Annotated in this window: 15 protein-coding genes and 3 pseudogenes; 5 read left to right on the top strand and 13 right to left on the bottom strand. The window is 67.6% G+C overall.

All coding sequences use genetic code 11. The annotated features are described in order from the left end of the window. Positions 1-161 precede the first annotated feature (161 nt). From IO33_RS0105000 to IO33_RS46930, 3 genes and pseudogenes are all read right to left on the bottom strand, one after another. Positions 162-1,109 carry an NAD(P)-dependent oxidoreductase gene (locus IO33_RS0105000; protein WP_031160674.1) on the bottom strand — a complete coding sequence of 316 codons (948 nt, stop codon included), beginning with the start codon at positions 1,107-1,109 and terminating at the stop codon, positions 162-164. Positions 1,110-1,672: 563 nt separating this feature from the next. Continuing rightward, positions 1,673-2,494, bottom strand: a complete 822-nt coding sequence (locus IO33_RS0104995) for a thiamine pyrophosphate-binding protein (protein WP_245235688.1) — start codon at positions 2,492-2,494, stop codon at positions 1,673-1,675. A gap of 236 nt (positions 2,495-2,730) precedes the next feature. Further along, a pseudogene (locus tag IO33_RS46930) lies at positions 2,731-2,916 on the bottom strand (alpha-hydroxy-acid oxidizing protein); the annotation flags it as partial. A 114-nt stretch (positions 2,917-3,030) separates the two neighbouring features. Here IO33_RS46930 and IO33_RS46925 point away from each other — a divergent pair. Then, positions 3,031-3,471 carry a hypothetical protein gene (locus IO33_RS46925; RefSeq protein ID WP_157857795.1) on the top strand — a complete coding sequence of 147 codons (441 nt, stop codon included), beginning with the start codon at positions 3,031-3,033 and terminating at the stop codon, positions 3,469-3,471. Positions 3,472-4,054: 583 nt separating this feature from the next. Further along, positions 4,055-4,387, top strand: coding sequence for a phospholipase D-like domain-containing protein (locus tag IO33_RS45755; protein ID WP_167349432.1), 333 nt, complete (start codon positions 4,055-4,057; stop codon positions 4,385-4,387). 738 nt (positions 4,388-5,125) lie between these two features. On the opposite strand, the gene IO33_RS0104985 is transcribed toward IO33_RS45755, so the two are convergent. Then, positions 5,126-5,752: a tyrosine-type recombinase/integrase gene (locus IO33_RS0104985; RefSeq protein ID WP_078963322.1), complete on the bottom strand. Its 627-nt coding sequence runs from the start codon at positions 5,750-5,752 to the stop codon at positions 5,126-5,128. Here IO33_RS0104985 and IO33_RS0104975 point away from each other — a divergent pair. Continuing rightward, positions 5,745-6,907 (top strand): IS3 family transposase gene (locus IO33_RS0104975; protein WP_107069226.1). Its coding sequence is split into 2 segments (ribosomal slippage): positions 5,745-6,029 and positions 6,032-6,907, totalling 1,161 coding nucleotides; the frame shifts between segments, so codons are not numbered across the junction. The genes IO33_RS0104985 and IO33_RS0104975 overlap by 8 nt on opposite strands. Before the next feature lie 423 nt (positions 6,908-7,330). Here IO33_RS0104975 and IO33_RS43720 read toward each other — a convergent pair. After that, the gene (locus IO33_RS43720; protein WP_031160662.1) at positions 7,331-7,750 is read right to left on the bottom strand and encodes an aldehyde dehydrogenase family protein; all 420 of its coding nucleotides are present in this window, start codon (positions 7,748-7,750) and stop codon (positions 7,331-7,333) included. A gap of 102 nt (positions 7,751-7,852) precedes the next feature. On the opposite strand from IO33_RS43720, the pseudogene IO33_RS49165 reads away from it, so the two are divergent. Continuing rightward, positions 7,853-8,017 (top strand): annotated as a pseudogene (locus IO33_RS49165) (IS30 family transposase); the annotation flags it as partial. 66 nt (positions 8,018-8,083) lie between these two features. Here IO33_RS49165 and IO33_RS0104965 read toward each other — a convergent pair. The 8 genes and pseudogenes from IO33_RS0104965 to IO33_RS0104930 form a co-directional block, all read right to left on the bottom strand. Next, positions 8,084-9,376 (bottom strand): ThuA domain-containing protein, encoded by a 1,293-nt coding sequence (locus IO33_RS0104965; RefSeq protein ID WP_031160660.1) that lies wholly within the window; start codon positions 9,374-9,376, stop codon positions 8,084-8,086. 25 nt (positions 9,377-9,401) lie between these two features. Continuing rightward, positions 9,402-11,573, bottom strand: coding sequence for an RICIN domain-containing protein (locus IO33_RS0104960; protein WP_031160658.1), 2,172 nt, complete (start codon positions 11,571-11,573; stop codon positions 9,402-9,404). Positions 11,574-11,672: 99 nt separating this feature from the next. Beyond that, a complete protein-coding gene (locus IO33_RS0104955) occupies positions 11,673-13,070 on the bottom strand; it encodes a lectin (protein WP_031160656.1) in 1,398 nt (465 codons plus the stop codon). Between the two features lie 406 nt (positions 13,071-13,476). Continuing rightward, a pseudogene (locus tag IO33_RS43715) lies at positions 13,477-14,716 on the bottom strand (IS256 family transposase). 217 nt (positions 14,717-14,933) lie between these two features. Then, entirely contained in the window at positions 14,934-16,040 is a 1,107-nt protein-coding gene (locus IO33_RS0104945) for an NB-ARC domain-containing protein (RefSeq protein WP_245235687.1), read from the bottom strand. Positions 16,041-16,168: 128 nt separating this feature from the next. Next, positions 16,169-16,513: a hypothetical protein gene (locus IO33_RS0104940; protein WP_031160651.1), complete on the bottom strand. Its 345-nt coding sequence runs from the start codon at positions 16,511-16,513 to the stop codon at positions 16,169-16,171. A 110-nt stretch (positions 16,514-16,623) separates the two neighbouring features. After that, positions 16,624-17,088 carry a hypothetical protein gene (locus IO33_RS0104935; protein ID WP_051926393.1) on the bottom strand — a complete coding sequence of 155 codons (465 nt, stop codon included), beginning with the start codon at positions 17,086-17,088 and terminating at the stop codon, positions 16,624-16,626. Beyond that, complete coding sequence (locus IO33_RS0104930) at positions 17,079-17,303, bottom strand: hypothetical protein (RefSeq protein WP_245235686.1); 225 nt, start codon at positions 17,301-17,303, stop codon at positions 17,079-17,081. Before IO33_RS0104930 ends, IO33_RS0104935 begins: the two co-directional genes overlap by 10 nt. Before the next feature lie 199 nt (positions 17,304-17,502). Between IO33_RS0104930 and IO33_RS0104925 the strand changes: the two genes are divergently transcribed. Continuing rightward, positions 17,503-18,888 carry an MFS transporter gene (locus tag IO33_RS0104925; RefSeq protein WP_031160644.1) on the top strand — a complete coding sequence of 462 codons (1,386 nt, stop codon included), beginning with the start codon at positions 17,503-17,505 and terminating at the stop codon, positions 18,886-18,888. Positions 18,889-18,890 lie beyond the last annotated feature (2 nt).

Genomic DNA, 18,890 nt, shown 5'->3' with positions numbered 1-18,890 from the left:
TTGTGATCGGAACCAGCCAGGGTGGACGGTTCCTACCCGTCGATCTGGCGAAGGCAGGCAAGAAGGTGGCGCTCGAGCTTTGCTCCATAAGTGCTCTTGCGGTCGTCCGTTCTCATCGAAGCCGGTCGCCGTCTCATCCAACCCAGTCGAGCCATAACCGGTCAGGCGTGCGGTGACAGGCCGTCGTCCACCGGGACGTTCTGGGCTTCCAGCGTGATGCCGGAGTTCCTGGCCTGTTCGAGGATCAGGGCGGCGAAGTCCTCCTCGGCGTGCCCCGCGCCGACAGCACCAGCGACGAGTTGAGCGGTGGCGGCGGCGAGCGGCATCGGGACCTCCAGCTCGCGGGCGGCGGACAGTCCCAGGTCGAAGTCCTTGCGCAGCAACGGCATGGTGAACGTCGGTGTGAAGTCCAGGTTGACCAGCGCGGGCGACTTGTAACGGGTGTAGACCGAGCCCATCACGGAGTCGTTGAGGAATTCCAGGAAGGCAGCACGGCTGACACCGCCCTTCTCCGCGAGAATGGTGATCTCGGCGAGCGACTGCGTGACGACGCCGAGGAAGACGTTGTGTGCGATCTTGACGAGACGGGCGACTTCGTTTTCGCCGACGTAGGTCACCCCCTGTCCCAGCAGTGTGAGCAACGGCCCAACCTGGCCGAATGCCTCGCGCGAGCCGGAGACCGCGACGGTCAACTTGCCTGCGGCGATCACCTTCGGATTCCCACTCACCGGGGCGGCCAGAAAGTCGGTCCCGCGTTGGGCGGCTTCTTTCCGAATCAGCGCGGACATCCGCGTGGACACCGTGGAGCTGTCGACCAGCACTCCCGGTGCGGCATCGGGCGACGTCAACACGCCGCCCGGGCCCGTGGTGACCGCCTCCAGGTCGAGCGAGGCCGAGACCATGGTGAAGACGACGTCCCGGTCGGCCAGATCGGCCGGCCGGTCGACGATCGCGGCTCCCCGTTCCGCCAGCGGTTCGGCCTTGGCGCGGGTCCTGTTGTAGACGGCTACGTCGTGTCCCGCGTCCAGCAGCCGGGCGGCGAGTTGGAATCCCATCCGGCCGGTACCGATCCAGCCGATGCACGGGCGTTCCTTGGCGACATACGGCATTTCTGTACCTCGATCCTTCAAGACGGCTCGACCTGTGCGGCCCTGCAGCTCAACCGGCCGGACCGTGGCATACGACCGACAAGGTGCCGACCCAGGACGGCCTCCGCGCCGGATTGCATGACCATCCCGTCCTGCCTGAGACAGCGAGGTTCAAGACCTGCCGGACCACACCCGCGTATGCGAGCACAGTGAGTTTGCGTCCACTCGCGCTCGCTCGGCTTCAGGCGCACCTGTAGGCGCTCCAGACGGGTGACAGCGTGCTTCGCCCGGACCGCGTCGACCGGGTTGGATGAGACGGCGACTGGCTTCGGTGAGAACGGACATTCGGATTGAGCGGGATGGCCTCGCCTGTAACGAGGCCGGACAGCGGTGGCGGGCGCCTGCGGCGGCTCACGTGAGGTCATCCATCCATGAGTAGCGATCTGGAAGTGAGCGCTTGGGCGATCAACGTCACGATCCCGCAGGCGCTTCGCTGGACGGAATCGACGCGGTGAAGCGTTCACACTGACCACATTCAGCATCCGGCTTCTCTCGGATGGTCGCCTCGCCGCCAAGACCGTGTCCTACATGGTGAGTTTGAGGATCCGCTGGTAGCAACAGAGGGCCACGGCGCGTCCGAAAACGGCCAGGTTGGTACTGGGATGGCGTTGGTCCTCGGGGAAGGAGGCGCGGTCCAGCAGCGGGGCGCCGTAGACGGCCGCGCGCAGCTTCTCCGCCAGGGCCACGGCCGCGTCCCAGCCGCCGGCCCGGTCCACCTCCGGGCCGAAGACCAGCGCGGGGTTGCGGCTTGTGGAGATGCGATCGGCGAATGTACGCAGCCGCGCGGTGTCGGGGCCGACGCGGTCGCTCACCGTCCGCACCCGCGTGAAGCCGGACAGGGGCCGCTTCCAGTCGTCCATGGGAATGGACAGGTAGACCGGCCCCGTCGGCGGTTGCAGCGCCTCCGCGTAGGCCCGCATGAAGGCTTCCGGGACGTCTTCGGCGCGAGCGGGCTCGTAGGACCACTTCACCCAGGGCTTCGGGAGTGTGGTGGCCTCGCGGTTGCCGAGGTACGGATCACCGATCACCAGTTCTCGGTGCTGCTGGCCGGAGGTGATGATCAGAGGTGTGTTGCCGTGGTACGCGGCCACCAGGTTGCCCACGGCGTTGCCCATCCCGGCCGAGGAGTGCACGTTGACCAGCGCGGGGCGGCCCGTCACCTGGGCGAAGGTGTCGGCCATCGCGATGACGGATGCCTCCTGCAGCGCCAGGACGTAGGTGAAGTCCTCGGGGAAATCCTGCAGGAACGGCTGCTCGGTGGAGCCGGGATTGCCGAAGACCGTGGTGAGGTTCAGGGTTCGCAGCAGGTCGTAGGTCACGCTGCGGACGGTGGATTGCTCAGTCATGGTTGCCATCGACTTTCTTGCCGGAGAGATGGGTGAGCGCTTCTTGGTGACGGTTCGAATGCCTTCCTGGGCGTCGTGAGGGAGGCCAGAACCGGCGCGCCTGTTTGATCTTGCTGGACAAATAAGTGCCTGCCCTGAAATGTCATCCGTTTGCTAAGGGCCTGTATGAGTCCTGGCCCGGTTCGCTGAGCTGGTGGGCCCGGGATGGCCGGTGCATCCGGCCCCGGCTGGGGGTGTCAGGTGTGGCGGCGCAGGGCGTCGGGGATGAGGTCGGCGAGGGTGGGGTAGCCGTCGACGGCCGTGATCAGGTCGACCTCAGCGAGCCGGGACCACAGGACGTGGACGACGTCGGCTTCGCCACCGTGGGCGAGGCCGTATGCGTAGGGGCGGCCGACGGCGGTGGCGGTGGCGCCCTGGGCAACGACCCCGTCACCGTCGCACGCCGCTTCAGCTGGCTCCTGGAGGGGTCGGACCTGCGGGCCGACGCGACCGTGACCTGGCTGCCCGCTGGGGGTGGGCAACCCAAGGTCAAGCTGGTGTCGAACCTGTCTTGGCCTGTCACCGGTGACGTTCCCCGTCCGGCGGGTGCGCCGACGAACCTACTGGCCGCCCAGTTCTGGCGCGGCGTGGCGGCCGCCCCGATGCTCGGTTCGCCGGCGACCGGCTCGTTCACCCTGTCCACCGTGTTCGCCGACCCGGTCGCCTTCGTTCAGAGCGACGTCCGGCAGATGACGACCGACCAGAACCCTCGCCAAGCTCCGCGCCTGCCCACCATGGCCCGTACGGAATCGCTGCTCGCAGTCCAATTGCCGCCTGCCGCCGGGGCCGACCTCTACCGCTCGGTGCTCACCGGAGGCTGGCTCACCAGCGAGAGCGACGCCCACTCCTACCGCATCGCCAACCCGGCCGCGGCCGGCGCACACGAGGTCCACGCGCCAGGTGTGGAAGCGTCGTCCCAGATCGGCTTCGGCCTGTAGACGGCCGCCGCGCACCGTGCTCGCCCGGTCGTACCCACGGCCGATGTCGCCGGGCCACTGGGTGAGGGCCCCAACACCGGTCTCCCGTTCAACTGGGTGCTGCTGCAGGCCAACACGACATCCGTGCCACCGGCACCACCCGCCACGCCCTCGTCGATCGCGGGGGCGGTGCTGCAGACCGTGCCCGCGTACGTCGAGACACCCGAGCTGGCCCTCATCCTCGACGACGACACGGCCGCGGTCGAGAAATTCGTCACCGACCCACTGCCCACCTACCCCGGGCTTCCCAACCGGACCGAGATCGCCCGCCAGTTGACTCGCGAGATCCGCACCTGCAAACACGGGCGGCCGGGACGCCCAGTGGGCGCTGCTGTGGGCGATCCGCCACGCACGCCAGCTCGTCTACGTCGAGACGCCGCTGCTGGCACCGACGTCGCACCCACAAGGCGCCCCCGACGACAGCGCGGCCGCAGTCGACCTGTTCACCGAAGTCGCGAACCGCCTCAGCGCTGAGCCGCGCCTGCGGGCGGTGATCCTAGTCCCGCGCACGCCACCTTTCACGCACCGCTACAAGCCTTGGTCGTTGTACTTCCACAGCGCGCGCAACCAGGTGACCCAATCCCTCCAGCTCGCGGCAGGCAACCTGACCGCGCCCGGCGGCGGAACACGTCCCCGTGTCCTCATCGCACACCCAATGGGGATTCCGGGCAGGCCACTGGTGCTGCGCACCACGACGGTCATCGTCGACGACGTATGGCTCATCAGCGGCACCAGCACGCTCAGCCGACGCGGCATGACCTTCGACGGAGCGCACGACGTCGTCCTCACTGACTGGCAGCTCGACCGGGGCGCCGGCACAGCAATCCGCGCACACCGCAAGCAGCTGATGGCGACCCACCTGGGCGTGGCGGCGTGATCGGGCGATGTCGGCGGCGCCGCCCCACCGAGCGCGGTCGGCGCCCCCACGGCGGACTGGGTACGCCTGCACCAGCCCACATCCGCCCATGAGGCAATCGCCGACGTCCTCGCGGCAGGCGGCCTCGGCAAACTGCTACCACTCTGGAGCGGACCCGACCCCCAAGCCCCAGGTGCCCCACTGGCGCATCCACCGGAGGTCGCCGACCCGGACGGGCGGGGCGGAGCCAACTTCATCGTCACCCTCGTCGGGGCGCTCGGCGGAAACCCCACCGTGTAACACCGGAGCAGCAGCTCTTGCGCTTCGGAGAGGGTGAACACCTAGAGGTCTGGCCTTGCCGTTGACACAAAACGGTGACCTCGTCGGCGTTTGGGTCCACGTAGACATCGGCGAGGTCCTGCTCCGTGCTCAGTGGGACGCTAGTGACATGGCCAACGTCCTCGAGAATCCCGTAAACCACCTCGGGCGTCCCGGGCGAGCTTTCCTGGATGGCCTCGGCGTATTTGCTGGCCCGTGGCCCAGATGGTCGACACCCTCAGCTCGTGCTTGGTGAGCGTGATGGTCACTGGGTCGTCGGCGTCGGCCGCACACCGGTCAAGCCGCAACGGGCAAACCGCCCCGGCATCACTTCAAGTTCAGTAGAGCCGACCTCATGGCGGGCCGGATGCGACGAAGTCGAACGCGGGGTGCTCTCAGCCGTACGACTGGCTGAGAGCACCCCGCGTTCGTCATTTGGCGTCAGGCCGCCTCGACCACTGCCTCGAACTCAAGGGGCAAGTTGAGGTCGGTCTGCATCGTGAAGACGGCATCCATCAGAGATCTCAGGCGCTCCGGAGCGTCGGGCATCACGTGCGCGTATGTCTGATGGGTGATCCTGGGGTCGCGATGCCCCAGCCACTCGGCCATGTCCGTTACCGGGACGCCCTTCGACAGGCCGGCGGAGGCGAAGAAGTGGCGATGCCAGTGTGTGGTGATCCTGCGCGAGATGCCCGCCGCCTTCTTGGCGATGCGCCAAAGCCGGTCAACGAGGGAGTACATGAGGATGTTGGTGCGCCCGATGTTGGAGAAGAGGTAGTCCCCCCGGCGGTTGAGTCCCTCCTCTACGCGAAATGTTCCGTACAGCCGGACATGCTCCTGCACCTTTGCGACGATGGTGGGCGGCACGGGAACCGCTCGCCCCTCATCCAGATCACGCCACTTGAGGCGGCGTATGCAATGTGCACGTCCTCTGCCCTTGGTGATGGCCTTTTGGACTGCGGTCTTGGGCTCCTCGTTCTCGCCGTCCTGCGCGACCTGGCGGTCGACATAGAGCGTTCCGCTCTCGAAGTCGAACTGCTGCAGTGGGAAGGATGTCGCTGTGCCCAAGCCTTATCCGGAAGAGTTCCGCCAGGACGTCGTGCGGGTCGCGAGGAACCGCGGCCCGGGTGTGACGGTGGAGCGGGTGGCCACCGACTTCGGGGTCCACCCGATGACGTTGTGGAAGTGGATGCGCCGGGCGGATATCGATGACGGGACCAAGCCCGGGGTGACCAGCCAGGAGAGCGCGGAGCTGCGGGAAGCTCGGCGGCGGATCAAGCTGCTGGAGCAGGAGAACGAGGTTCTGCGCCGGGCTGCGGCCTATCTGTCTCAGGCCCGTCTGCCGGGAAAAGGATCTACCCGCTCGTGAAGGAGCCGGCCGCGGACGGGATGCCCGTCGCGGTCACGTGCCGGGTGCTGAAGCTCGCCAGACAGCCTTACTACCGCTGGCTCGACAAGCCGGTGACCGACACCGTGCTGGAGGAGGCATACCGCGCGAAAGCGCTCTTCGACGCCCACCGCGACGACCCGGAATTCGGCTACCGCTTCCTGGCCGATGAAGCTCGCGGTGCCGGGGCCCGGATGGCGGACCGGACCGCGTGGCGGATCTGCCGGGACCACCGCTGGTGGAGCGTGTTCGGCAAGAAGCGCGGGAGGCTCAAGAAGGCCGGGCCGCCGGTGCACGACGGCCTGGTCCGCCGCGACTTCACCGCCAACGGGCCGAACCGGCTGTGGCTCGCCGAGATCACCGAACACGCCACCGGTGAAGGGAAGTTGTACGTCTGCGCGATCAAGGACGTCTTCAGCAACAGGATCGTGGGCTACTCCATCGACGCGCGGATGAAGTCCCGCCTGGCCGTGACCGCCCTGGACAACGCCGTCGCCCGGCGCGAACAGGTCGACGGGTGCATCCTGCACAGCGATCGCGGATCGCAGTTCCGGTCCCGGCAATTCGTCCGGGCACTCGACCGTCACCGGATGGTCGGCTCGATAGGGAGAGTCGGGGCGGCCGGCGACAACGCGGCCATGGAGTCCTTCTTCAGCCTGCTGCAGAAAAACGTCCTCGACCGCCGGGCCTGGACCACCCGCGAGGAACTCCGGATCGCGATCGTGACCTGGATCGAGCGGACCTACCACCGACGCCGCAGACAAGCTGCACTCGGCCGACTGACCCCCGTCGAATTCGAAACCGTAATGACCACACCGGCCCTCCAGGCCGCGTGACCGAACCTGTCACCTGAACCTGCACCAGACCCCAGTGGCTGCTGGTCGCCGTCGGCTGGTAACGACCGACGTATGCAGAGGGGTTGACATCGCGGGGCCACCACACTGGAGGGTGTCGCTGGCCCCGCAAAGCCCCTCCCGTTACACGAGTCCCAGGTGAGACATCGAACGCTGCGCAGTCGTCTGAGCGCCGTAGCCGCCGTGCCGGCATTGTTCACGCGAGCTGCCGTCACAGCAGAATCCGCTCCGACAACGTTGTCGGACTCCCGGACGGCCCCACCCCTCGTCGATGATCCGACCGCCTTCGTCGACGCCCGTCTCCATAGGCTCAACGTACGATGCATCAAAGGCACGGTCGGGGGACGCTTGCCCGTAGGGATGCAGGACAGGCCCCCCGCGCACCCCATGTGCCGCGCGGTCCCGTCAGAAGGGGTACGGCGCCTGGCTCGCACGAGCAGTGATCCAGCGGATGCTCAGGGACAGTCCGCACGGCGTGGCGGTGGCAAGGGACACCGCGTGGTAGGTCGGTGAAGGTGCGGGCCGGTGCGACCGGGCCGAAGACCTCTTCCCGTGGGCTGGGGATGCGTCGGTCACGTCGGTGAGGACGGTGGGGCGGTAGAAGAGGTCCTCGTAGGTGCCGTCGGCCGCCAGGCGGGCACCGCCGTCGACGCTCGCGGTCACCAGGCCGTGGATCATGTCCCGTTGGCCGGAGTCGATGACCGGGCCGCGCGGCACGACCTCCTTCGCCGGGTTGCCGACACGGAGGTGCTCGGCCTTGTGCGCGAGCCGTTCGGCGTACTCGCCGGCGATCGAAGCGTGCACCAGGTGGCGTCCGGTGGTCATGCGGGCCTGCCCCTGGTGGAAGAAGCAGCCCAGGCGGCGGTGGACGCGCGCGGTCGAAGTCCGCGTCCGGGAGGACGATCAGGGCGGAGTTGCCGCGGAGTCAACACGAACGGTCTGCTGCGGCTCGCGAAGGGCACCGACCTGTCCCAGCACAGCCGCGAGCGCCTGGACGTCGTTGCTGCCGAGGTCTACAGCCGCCCACGCAAAGCGCTCGGCTGGGAAACCCCGGCCGAGCGCCTCGCCAAGCTCCTGGCCACAGCCAGTTGATAACCTGTGTTGCAACGACCCCTGGAATTCGCCGTGTGCGGCGGGAGCACCCTCGTGCTGGGCCGTTCAGGGCTGTGCGGTGAGTGTGAAGCTCTGTGCGGAGGAGCCGTCACAGGTGCGCTGCGTGAGCTGAACGCTGTTCGTCGAGGCGCTCGCCGCGGTCAGGCACTTGCCGCTGTGCCGGGCCGTGAAGTGATAGCGCCCGGTGCTCTCCTGCACCGGCAGCCATTGCTGGTTCTGTCCGCCGGAGTAACTCCACAGCTGAAGGGGCGCGTTGTCGGCCGTCGAGACGCCGGTCACGTCGATGGCCTGCTGTGGATCGGGACGGATGGCTGCCTGCCGGTAGCCGCTGTCGGTCGAGCGGAACTGGAACTGCTGTGCCTGAGTGCCGTTGCAGGCGTACTGCTGGATGGCGGTCCCGTTCGCCGTGGCGGCCGAACGGGCGTCCACACAGGTGCCGTTGCCGGCATTCGTCAGCGAGTACCAGGCGGTCTCGGAGACCGAGTCCGCCGGCGGCGTGGTCGTGTCGGCCCCGCCCAGCCACTTCAAGCCGTCCAGCAGGAACCGGTTCTGTGTCGCGCTGGCGAACGTCGACGACGTACGGGTGTTGGTTGAGTAGTTCATCGCGTTGTGGCCAAAGTTCGCGTACAGCATCTTGTACTGCGTGTTGGTCCACAGGATCGGGTAATAGCCGCTGTACCAGGACTGGTTGGGATCCGTGCCGAGGGGGAAGCTGCTGGGGTCGATCGAGGCGAGGATCTTGATGTTGGGGTTCTGCCGAAGGTCGTTTGACCAGCTGTACCACTCGCTGACCGACGAGGGGAACGTGGCCGGCAGGTTCTTGGTGGACGGGTGCGTACGGTCCTCCACCTTCAGGACCGACGTCGTCGGACCCCAGGTGTTCGTCGCGAAGTTGCCGGAGCCGAGGAACGTGTTGTGGTACCAGGGCCAGCCCGCCGCATTGGTCGTGAAGGCGGCGACATGGAAGCCGAACCAGGCACCGCCATTGCGCATGTACGTCTCGAAGCCCTTCCGTTGGGCCGACGTCTGCGGCAAGTCATCCAGGAACAGCACGACTTTGTAGGCGTTGACGCCGCCGTTGCTGAGCAGGTCCCAGTTGTTGCTGGCCGTGTAGGTGAAGCCGTTCGCCGCGGCCTGCTTGGGGAACCAGTCGTTCGCCTCCTTGACGAAGTCGATGTGCGCGGCGTCGTAGGTGCCGCTGTAGAGAGCCAGCACCTTGAACGGCGTCGCCGAGGAGCTCGCCTGGGCGGCCGGCGGTGAGGCCAGACCAAGCAGCGTGGCCAGCAGGACGAGGGCCCGCAGGGCGGCGCGCGCCGGACCGGATCTGATGGTGCGCATCGGTCATCGATCCTTTCTGTGCGGGTTACGGGTAGTTGGTGAGGTAGGCGACGTTGGTGCTGGAGTTGGACGGTCCTCCGGTGTTGTTGATGACATGGCTGATGGTGCCGACACCGCCCAGCGAGACGGTCACCATGTCGTGGAACTTGACCCCTGACACACTTGGCACCTCGAAGGCGCGATCGGCGACCACGCTCGAGTTGGCGCTGAAGTAGCAGTAGCTGCCCAGCCCCCATGCCTCGTGGGAGGTGACGGAGGAGGCGACCTTGTAGGCGGGATAGCCCTTTCCGCTGCCGTTCATCCAGGAGGACTGGTTCGGCGGGTCGTAGGGCATCTCGTTCTGGAAGAAGTACGTTCTGCCGCCGTTGCCGTTCCAGACGACCTGGGTCTTCTGATAGTGCTCGACGAACAGGCCATATGCGGTCACGTTGTTGCCGTTGACCACCAGGCCGGTGTCCGCGGTGTTGGTGCTCCAGCCGACCGTGCCGCCGTTGCCGTGGTCGGCTCTCCAGATCCAGGTGTGGTCGATGATCGTGTTGGCGCTGTTGATCACCAGCGAATTGGTCGCCTTGCCGACGGCGGCGCCGCCGATCCGGATGAAGACGTCGGACAGCTGGATCGGGTTGGCCGCGTGCGAAGCGGACGAACCGGCCGGACCGATCTGCATCAGTGTCTGGGAATTGGTGGTGCCCGCGTCGATCAGCAGGCCCGCGATCTCGATGCCGTCCACGTCGGCGGTGGAGACGGCTGTTATCCCGCCGTCCGGCACGAAGGTGGCCAGGCCCATGCCCAGCACGACCGTGTCGGGGCGAGTGATGTTGATCGTCTGGTTGAGGTGGTAGACACCGGGGGTGACCAGCAGGTTCTTGCCGGCCGCAAGAGCGGTGTTCATGTCGGCCGCGGTGGCGCCGGGCTTGACGATGTAGAACTGGTCGATCGGCAGGGACTTGCCCGCCGGGGTCTTCCCGCTCCACGTGGTGCCCACAGCGTTGCTCTGCAGCCCGGGCACGAACACCTGGTAGGCGCCGGCGCTGTTGACATACAGGAGCGGCTTCTCACGGATGGTCGGTGAGCTGGCGACGTTGGTGTACGTCGGGAAGGACTGGGCGGGCGCGCCCTGGTCGCCGACGAAGACCATGTTCCAGTTGGAGCCGGACCAGCTGCCCATCTGCGAGTTCCGGGTGAGGAACTGCTGCTGGGAGCCGGACTGGATCTGCCCGTCGACCTTGGTGTCGGAGATGAAGCCGCCGCTGGACCAGCCGCCGTCGTCGAGCGCGAGGTTGCCGCGCACGTGCATGCGCCGGTACGGGGCGGCCTGGGAGACGGCCCAGCGGTCGCTGCCGTTGGTGGGGTTGACCGACAGGTTCTCGGCGTCGCGCCAGAAGTTCTGGGTGGCGTTGCCCTGGAACCAGTCGGCCTCCGCGTGCACGGAACCGTTGATGGTCACGTCGTCCGGCGAGAAGCCCAGGCCGGCGACCTGGGTGTAGAAGCCGACGTTGGCGTTGGCGCTATAGGTGCCGGGCTTGAACAGCAGAGCCTGGCGGGCCGAGCCGAACTGGTTGGTCTCCTGCTGGGAGAAGACCGAGTCCAGCTTGGACTGGATGCTGGACGCCGACATCGACGGGTCGAACACCGTCACGTTGGGGCCGAAGTCCGGAGTACCCGGCGGGTTCGTCGTGCCTCCGCCACCCAGCATGAAGGACTGCGCGGCGCTGCCGTTGCAGGTGTACTGCACCAGCTGCACGCTGTCCGCGGTGGACGCGCTGGGGACGTCCAGGCACTTCCCGCTGTTGCGGTTGACGAAGTGATAGGCGCCGTCCGCCTCGGCGACGGGCATCCACTGCTGGTTGTTGCCGCCGGAGTACGTCCACAGCTGGGCGGTCGCGTTGTCGGCGGTGGAAACGCCGGTGACGTCCCAGACCTTGGTGGCGTCGAGATTGCTGCTCACTCGGTAGTAGCCGCCGCTGGTGGCCACCAGCTGCCAGTTCTGGGCGGTGCTGCCGTTGCACGAGTACTGCTGGACGGCGGTGCCGTCGGCACTCGCGGCCGAGCGGGCGTCGACGCACTTGCCGCTGCCCTTGTTGACCACGGTGGTATAGCCGGTCGGCAGGGCGGCGGCCGCCGCAGTCTGCGCGTTCGCCAAGTCCTGCGAGGCGTACGCGATGCCGGACGCGGTGCTCGCCACGAGCGCGACCACGGTCAGAACCTTCGGTATCCGGTGGCGGCCGGAAAGTCTCTTCCGTCTGAGCACGAATTTCTCCTGTGGTGATGGGGGTGTAAGGGCGGAGCGCGTCCGTCAGCCGGTGTACTTGGCGAAGATGCTGGTGAACTGCCAGGCGTTCTGGGCCACGCCCGAGCAGGTGTCGTTGTTCGGGTAGGCGCCGGAGCAGGGACGGTCACGGTTGACCGACCAGAACGTCAGCCGCGCCAGGTGGTGCTGCTGTGCGTAGGCCAGGATGGTCTGGAAGTCGGCCGTGGTGACGGTCTCGTTGACGTCCGTGATGCCGTTCATGGACGAGATGCCCATGTCCCGGTACGCCTGGTCGTCGGTGTACTTGTAGGCGTTCTTGAGCGCCGTCTTCAGGCCCTCCGCGGCCCGCTGCGTGAGCGTGCCCATGTTCTGGCCGGCGCCGCCGAAGTCGAACGGCATGATGGTCCAGCTGTCCACGGTCAGTCCGGACGCGGCGGCCCTGTTGATCAGGCTGGTGTCGGGGCCGCTCTGGCCGGTGCCGATGGTGACGTACACCTTCATGCCCGGGTTGTTGGCCTTGACGGTCTTGAGGGCGTCCACGGTGCGCTGCTGGACCGTGGAGTTGCTGTAGGCGTCGGCCTCCAGGTCGATGTCGATGGCCTTGAGCCCGTAGGCGTTGATGACCTTCTGGTATGCGGCCGCCAGTTCGCCGGCGCTGGAGCAGGAGCTCTCCAGCTTGTTGCCGCTGTATCCGCCGAAGGACGGGATGATGTCGCCGCCGTTCGCCCGCACGGTGTTGACGGTCTGCTGGTCGACGCCGCCGATCAGCGGGCGGCCGCCGTCCCACTGGGGGTTGCAGTAGCCGTTGCTGAGGATGAAGGCCAGGGTGAACCACTTGACGCCGGTGGCGTTCATGACGGTGGTGGGGCTGGGCGGGCTGCCCCAGCCGTTGTAGATGTACGGGGCGACGGCCATCGGCGCGGAGGTGGAGGGCGGCGGGGTCGTGCCCCCGTCGGCGGCGGGTGCGGTCCACTTCTGGTTGGCCGCGCCGGTGCAGCTCCAGATCTGTATGGCGGTGCCGTTGGCAGAGGTGTTGCCCGTGACGTCGAGACACTTGTCGGCCTGCGGATTGACGATGTCGCGGGCCGCGCTGACCGTCCACTTCTGGTTCGCGCCACCGCCGCAGTCCCACAGTTGGAGCCTGGCGCCGTTGGCGGTCGAGTTGCCGGTGACGTCAAGGCACTTGCCCAGGGCCCGGATGGTCCCGTCGGAGCCGACAGTCCACTGCTGGGCGGCGGTGCCGTTGCAGTCGTAGAGCTGTACGGCCGTGCCGTTCGTGGAACTCGCGCCGGCCACGTCGAGGCACTTGCCCCCGAGACCGGTGATGCTGCCGGTGGCCGCCGCCGCGGGCGACACGGTGATCGCACCGGCGGAGAGAGTCAGTGCTGCAGTCGCGAGGGTGGCGCGCAGCGCGATGGAGCGCGCGAGGGAACGTCTGACCATCAAGGGGGATCACAGCCCTTCAGAAGTGGCTGATGGTGTGGGGGGTGTTCACATGAATGAACGACGAGCGTGTCCGTGGAGGCTCGGTGATCGGTGAACTTAAAGGTCTGCACCAGACACGTCAAGAGATGAAGACAAGGGAACGCCGAATTGGAATGTCTTCACAAGGAGTTGAACCCGCCGTCAACCTCCGGCGCGACGACGGGCAGCCGGGAGTCCGGCGTGCGGTACCCGGATGTGACACCGATCAGCCGAGGCTCAGGCGGTGCGGAACCTCAGCTACGAATAACGGGACATGGGCCCTGTTCAGTTGTCCTGGCTCTGTACCATCCCGGAGAAGGAGTCATGCCAGGTCACGTCCGCTGGAGTGGTGTATTGACGGCCACTCGGTGATCTCGTTTTGAGGCTATGCAGTGAGTTCGGTGGGCAGGACGGACTCGTCGGTTTCCGACTCGATCGGGTGGATGCGGGCCTTGGCCAGCAGATCGAGTCCCATGTAGCGGCGGGCCTCGGTCCACTCGTCGTTCTGCTCGGCCAGGACCGCGCCGACCAGGCGGATCAGGGCGGTGCGGTCGGGGAAGATTCCGACCACGTCGGTGCGGCGGCGGATCTCCTTGTTGAGCCGTTCCCGCGGGTTGTCCGACCAGATCTGCCGCCAGATCTCACGGGGGAAGGCGGTGAAGGTCAGCAGGTCGTGCTGGGCGTCGTCCAAGTGGGCTGCTGCCTTGGGGAACTTGGCCTCCAGCGCGTCCAGGACGTGCCTCATCTGAGCCTGGACTGCGTCGGTGTCGGGCTGTTCGAAGACGGTCCGCAGCAGGGTGGCCACCCACGGCTGGGCCGACTTGGGAACCTGACAGAGCAGGTTGCGGGCGTAATGCGTGCGGCATCGCTGCCAGCTCGCGCCGGGCAGGACCGCGCCGATCGCGTTCACGAGGCCGGTGTGGGCGTCGGAGACGACCAGCTGGACGCCGGACAGGCCGCGGGCGGTCAGCGAGCGCAGGAAGGCGAGCCAGCCGGCGCCGTCCTCGGCGGTGGCGACGTCGATACCGAGGATCTCGCGGTGCCCGTCCGCGTTGACGCCGACTGCGATCAGGGCGTGGACGTTGATGATGCGGCCGCCCTCGCGGACCTTCTGGGTGAGCGCGTCGACCCAGACGAACGCATAGGGGCCGGTGTCCAGGGGCCGGTTTCGGAACGCGGTGACCTGCTCGTCCAGATGCTTGGCCATGGCGCTGACCTGGGACTTCGACAGCTGGGTGACGCCGAGGGACTCGGCGAGTTCTTCGACCCTGCGGGTGGAGACGCCCAGGAGGTAGGCGGTGGCGACGACCGAGATGAGGGCCTGCTCGGCCCGCCGGCGCCGTTCGAGAAGCCAGTGCGGGGAAGTAACTGCCCTGGCGCAGCTTGGGGACGGCAAGCTCAACGGTCCCTGCGCGGGTGTCCCACTCGCGTGGGCGGTAGCCGTTGCGGTGGTTGACCCTCTCCTCGCTGACCTGGCCGTATTCAGCGTTGCAGAGGGCATCGGCCTCGGCGGACATGAGTGCGTCGGCGAACGTCTTGACCATCGCGCGCAACAGATCAGGACTCGCCGCGGCGAGGTTGTCTTCGGCGAGGGCGTGCAGGGGCACACTGTCAGGTGCGGTCATCGTGCTGATCTCCTTCGAGGCTTCGACACTTCGAAGATCAGCCGGTGGCCGTTCGTCTATGCGGGCACCATCCCGATGCCGGAGCAAACCCCCGGATCAGGTCGAACCCGTACACCACTTCCCTGGACGTAACCTCATGCCAGGCGGCCTCGGCCCCGGAGTCGCCTATGCGGTGGCTTCCACCTGGGTCAGCCGGTTGCGTACCGGTGCCTGAACACTACCCGGACGGCACAGCCGATCCTGGAACTCCGACTACTTCGGGCACCTGCGGCTCATGGAACCCGCCGTGTTGGAGAGGGCGCTGCGGAACACGGACCCGCTGCCTTCGCTGTCGCGGCAGGTGGTGGTGATGAGCGAGGTAGGTTCGGGCAGGCTCACTGGTCAGAACGCTCTGGGGAATGCCGTTCGGATCCAGCATGGCGGCGAGCTGAAGCGTGGGGCGGGCGAGGCCGGCGGGGTTGAGGTTGTCAGCGCGTTCGATCGACAGCGACCAGGTAGCGCTCACGGTGGTGTTCTGGTCGTCTGGCAACGTGCCGGGCTCGGGCAGCATGCTGGCGAGGCTGGTGGCGCGGTCGGCGAGTCGACGGCGGTAGCTGGGGCACTGCCGGTGGGTACATCGCGAGCAGCCGACGGGAATGTCGGCATCGACGATGTAGGCAGCAGCCTGCGAGAGGGCTAGCGGCAGGTAGCCGAGGTCCTGGGCCAGCGCACGGAGCTCGTCCGGGGCATCGTGCCGTCCATGCTCAGCAAGGAAGTCAACCAGATACGCGACTGCCTGGTCCGGAGTGAACACCTCGAGGTCGATTCGATGTCCAGGTAGAGCGGCATCGCGGCGCCGTGTGGTGACCACCGTGCGGCCGTACGGATTCTTCGCCGGCCACAGTCCGGTGACGTCAGCGGGGTCGGCGACATCGTCCAGTACGACCAGCCATCGGCACACGGGCTCGGATCCTGGCGGCTTAGGTTCAAGCCATCTCAGGAACGCCTGTGCGGATCTTTCGGGGTCACCAGATTCGTGGGCGAGGAGTTCTTCGGCAGCCTGGGCGAAAGCGGAGACGATGGCGGGGCGGCTACTGGCGCTGACCCAGACCAGCACGTCCAATTCGTCCCCAGTCCACGCCTGCCGCGCATAGTGGGCGGCGAGCTGGGTCTTGCCGACACCGCCGGTGCCGCGTAGCACCTGGCACAGCACCGCGGTGCCGCTGCTGGTCAGCGCGGCCTGCAGTTGGTCGGTCTCGTCTCGTCTCTGAAAGGCCGCAGCTTCGCGGGGAAGGACACCGACTTGGTGCGGCCATGAGACCGGCTCCCGCCCATGCACGTGCACGGTCGTGATGTCACCACTGTGGTATCCGCTGATGGATACTCCTGCCGGCCCAGAAGTCGCCTGACCTGTGTCCCGAACCTCGATACCCCGTCGTCCTGCCATACCGCTCCCCCTGCTGATGCCCTGGGCTACTTCTCGCTGTACCCGCTGATGGCGTCACCACCTCCGGTCGCCTCGGCATCGCCTGTCCGCTCGACAGTGACGGGGCGCGCAGATCCGCTCCCGTGATAACCCGTGACTGCGTTGCCCTTGCCTGCTGTCTTGGCGGTGCTGGTTTCGCGAACGACGACGGCTGATTGGCTGACGCCAGGGAGCGCTGCCCAGATTCCGACGCCTACCGCCGCCACACCTGCGAGAGCGGAGGCCACCGTCGCGATCCGGCTTGCTGTCTCCCACTGCGAGACGGCGAACATCCACCCCAGGACAGCGACCACCACGCACGTCGCGACCAACACCATGCGCTTCAACGTCATCCCGTCATCGTCGCTCAGGCTGAGTTGCGATGGGAGTGCTTTGGCCGAGCCCCTCGCCTTCCGAAACACAGTGACGGCGGGTACCTGGCAGGTCGCCGCCGCCCCTGACCTCAGCGCCGGGGCAGTGGGACGACGCCCTTGGCGTCGTCCCACTGCCCTTGATCCGAGACCAAAGCGGACGTGCTGAGTTGGCGGCGCAGACGCTGGACCTCGTCGTCCTTGGCCGCCAGGACCGACAGCAGGTGCCGGTGACGCTCCTTGAGCTGCGTGAGCTCGGTGTGGGTGCGGGCGAGTTTACCGGTGAGCCGCTGGTTGAGGTCCCGCAGTCGGGCCATGCGGGCTTCGCGCGGGTCGGGCTGCTGGCCCGCCGCCCAGGCGGCTGCCCGCCGCTTCTCGAACTCTTCCTTGAGGTGGCCCCAGGCCCGATAGAGACACGCGCGGGAGATGCCCGCCTCGCGGGCGAGCGTCTTGACGTCGCAGGCGCCGCCGGGCGGGATCTGCCCGGCCAGCAGCCGGTCGATGGCCGCGCGGATGCGCCGCTCGATCTGTTCGCGCTGCTGGTGGCTCAGTGCCATGTCATTCGGCCCTTCTGGCTGCCGAGAACCCGCATGGACCGCTCGTGCTCAGCCCGCAGCCGGGCCTTCTCCGCGGGCGGGATGCGAGGGTTGGCCAGCAGGACGACGCCGTTGTCAGCTGTGGTCTGCCAGACCGAACGGTGAACGAGGTGGTGGGTGGCCTGCGGGCAGCGGGAGCTGTCACATAGCCCGGTCAGCGGAGCTGCGAAAATCATGCCCGAACAGTCCAACTCGGACAGCACCCTTCGTGGCCTCATTGCAGCCATCGCCGGGGCCCCGTCAGCGCCTTCATGGTGTACGCGCGCACTCCGACACCCAGAACTATGGTGTCCCACCACATACGCCTCTGACCTGCACGTTCCTACGGTGTGGCGACACACAAACCTCCCCGTCGAACGCCAGGAAGTGGTACCGATGTCATCCTCCGCGACCGCTCCACCAGCCCCGTCCAGCCTCCCCAGAATCGTCGCCGCCAGCCTCATCGGCACCACCATCGAGTGGTACGACTTCTTCCTCTACGGCTCGGCCGCCGCGCTCGTGTTCAACAAGCTGTTCTTTCCGGGCTCCGACCCGCTCGTCGGGACGCTGCTGTCGTTCCTGACGTATGCCGTCGGGTTCGCGGCCCGCCCGTTGGGGGCGCTCGTGTTCGGGCACTACGGTGACCGGCTGGGGCGGAAGAAGCTGCTCGTACTGAGCCTGGTGATGATGGGCGGGGCGACGTTCGCCATCGGGCTGTTGCCCACGCACGCCACCGTCGGGGCCGCCGCGCCCGTGCTGCTCACGCTGCTGCGGCTGGTCCAGGGCTTCGCGCTCGGCGGCGAGTGGGGCGGTGCCGTCCTGCTGGTGTCGGAGCACGGGGACGCGCGACGGCGCGGGTTCTGGGCCTCGTGGCCGCAGACCGGCGCTCCGGCGGGGCAGTTGCTCGCGACCGGTGTGCTCTCGCTGCTGACCGCCGTGCTGTCCGACGACGCCTTCGGACGATGGGGCTGGCGGATCCCGTTCCTGCTCTCCGGCGTCCTCGTGCTCATCGGTCTGTGGATCCGGCTGTCCGTCGACGAGTCGCCCGTCTTCAAGGAGGCGCTGGAGCGGGCCGAGGCCCGGCGCGCGGAGGAGAAGAGCGAGGCGGAGCGGCTGCCGATCGTCTCCGTGCTGCGGCATCACTGGCGTGACGTGCTGGTGGCGATGGGCGCCCGCATGGCCGAGAACATCAGCTACTACGTCATCACCGCTTTCATCCTCGTCTACGCCACCACCTCGGCCGGCGCCTCCAAGCAGACCGCGCTCAACGCCGTGCTCATCGGCTCCGCCGTGCACTTCGCCGTGATCCCGGCCTGGGGTGCGCTGTCCGACCGGATCGGTCGGCGGCCGGTGTACCTGTTCGGCGCGGCCGGTGTCGGGCTGTGGATGTTCCCGTTCTTCTCGCTCACGGACACCGGGTCGTTCGGCTCCCTGATCCTGGCCGTGACCGTCGGGCTCGTGCTGCACGGCGCCATGTACGCACCCCAGGCCGCCTTCTTCGCCGAGATGTTCGCCACCCGGATGCGGTACTCGGGCGCGTCCATCGGCGCCCAGTTCGCCTCCGTGGCGGCGGGCGCGCCGGCCCCGCTCATCGCCACCGCGCTGCTCGACGACTACGGCAGCTCCACCCCGATCGCCCTGTACGTGATCGCCGCCGCGGTGCTGACTTTGCTCGCCGTCGGCGTGGCACGGGAGACGCGGCACCGTGACCTCGCCCGTGTCGAGGAGGAGGGCGGCGCGTCCGCCGGGGCGGGCGCGGCCGCGGCGGCGCGGACGGTCTGACC

The sequence above is a fragment of the Streptomyces durhamensis genome (assembly GCF_000725475.1).
Lineage (GTDB): Bacteria > Actinomycetota > Actinomycetes > Streptomycetales > Streptomycetaceae > Streptomyces > Streptomyces filipinensis.
Note: the sequence above shows the minus strand (reverse complement) of the source record. Positions and strands in the feature narration are given on the sequence as shown.

Bases quoted from the DNA above. Each gene is read 5' to 3' on its own strand.
- IO33_RS0105000 (WP_031160674.1), bottom strand. From the start codon at position 1,109: ATGCCGTATGTCGCCAAGGAACGCCCGTGCATCGGCTGGATCGGTACC.
- IO33_RS0104995 (WP_245235688.1), bottom strand. From the start codon at position 2,494: ATGACTGAGCAATCCACCGTCCGCAGCGTGACCTACGACCTGCTGCGA.
- IO33_RS43720 (WP_031160662.1), bottom strand. From the start codon at position 7,750: ATGACCACCGGACGCCACCTGGTGCACGCTTCGATCGCCGGCGAGTAC.
- IO33_RS0104965 (WP_031160660.1), bottom strand. From the start codon at position 9,376: ATGCGCACCATCAGATCCGGTCCGGCGCGCGCCGCCCTGCGGGCCCTC.
- IO33_RS0104955 (WP_031160656.1), bottom strand. From the start codon at position 13,070: ATGGTCAGACGTTCCCTCGCGCGCTCCATCGCGCTGCGCGCCACCCTC.
- IO33_RS0104940 (WP_031160651.1), bottom strand. From the start codon at position 16,513: ATGACGTTGAAGCGCATGGTGTTGGTCGCGACGTGCGTGGTGGTCGCT.
- IO33_RS0104935 (WP_051926393.1), bottom strand. From the start codon at position 17,088: ATGGCACTGAGCCACCAGCAGCGCGAACAGATCGAGCGGCGCATCCGC.
- IO33_RS0104930 (WP_245235686.1), bottom strand. From the start codon at position 17,303: ATGATTTTCGCAGCTCCGCTGACCGGGCTATGTGACAGCTCCCGCTGC.
- IO33_RS0104925 (WP_031160644.1), top strand. From the start codon at position 17,503: ATGTCATCCTCCGCGACCGCTCCACCAGCCCCGTCCAGCCTCCCCAGA.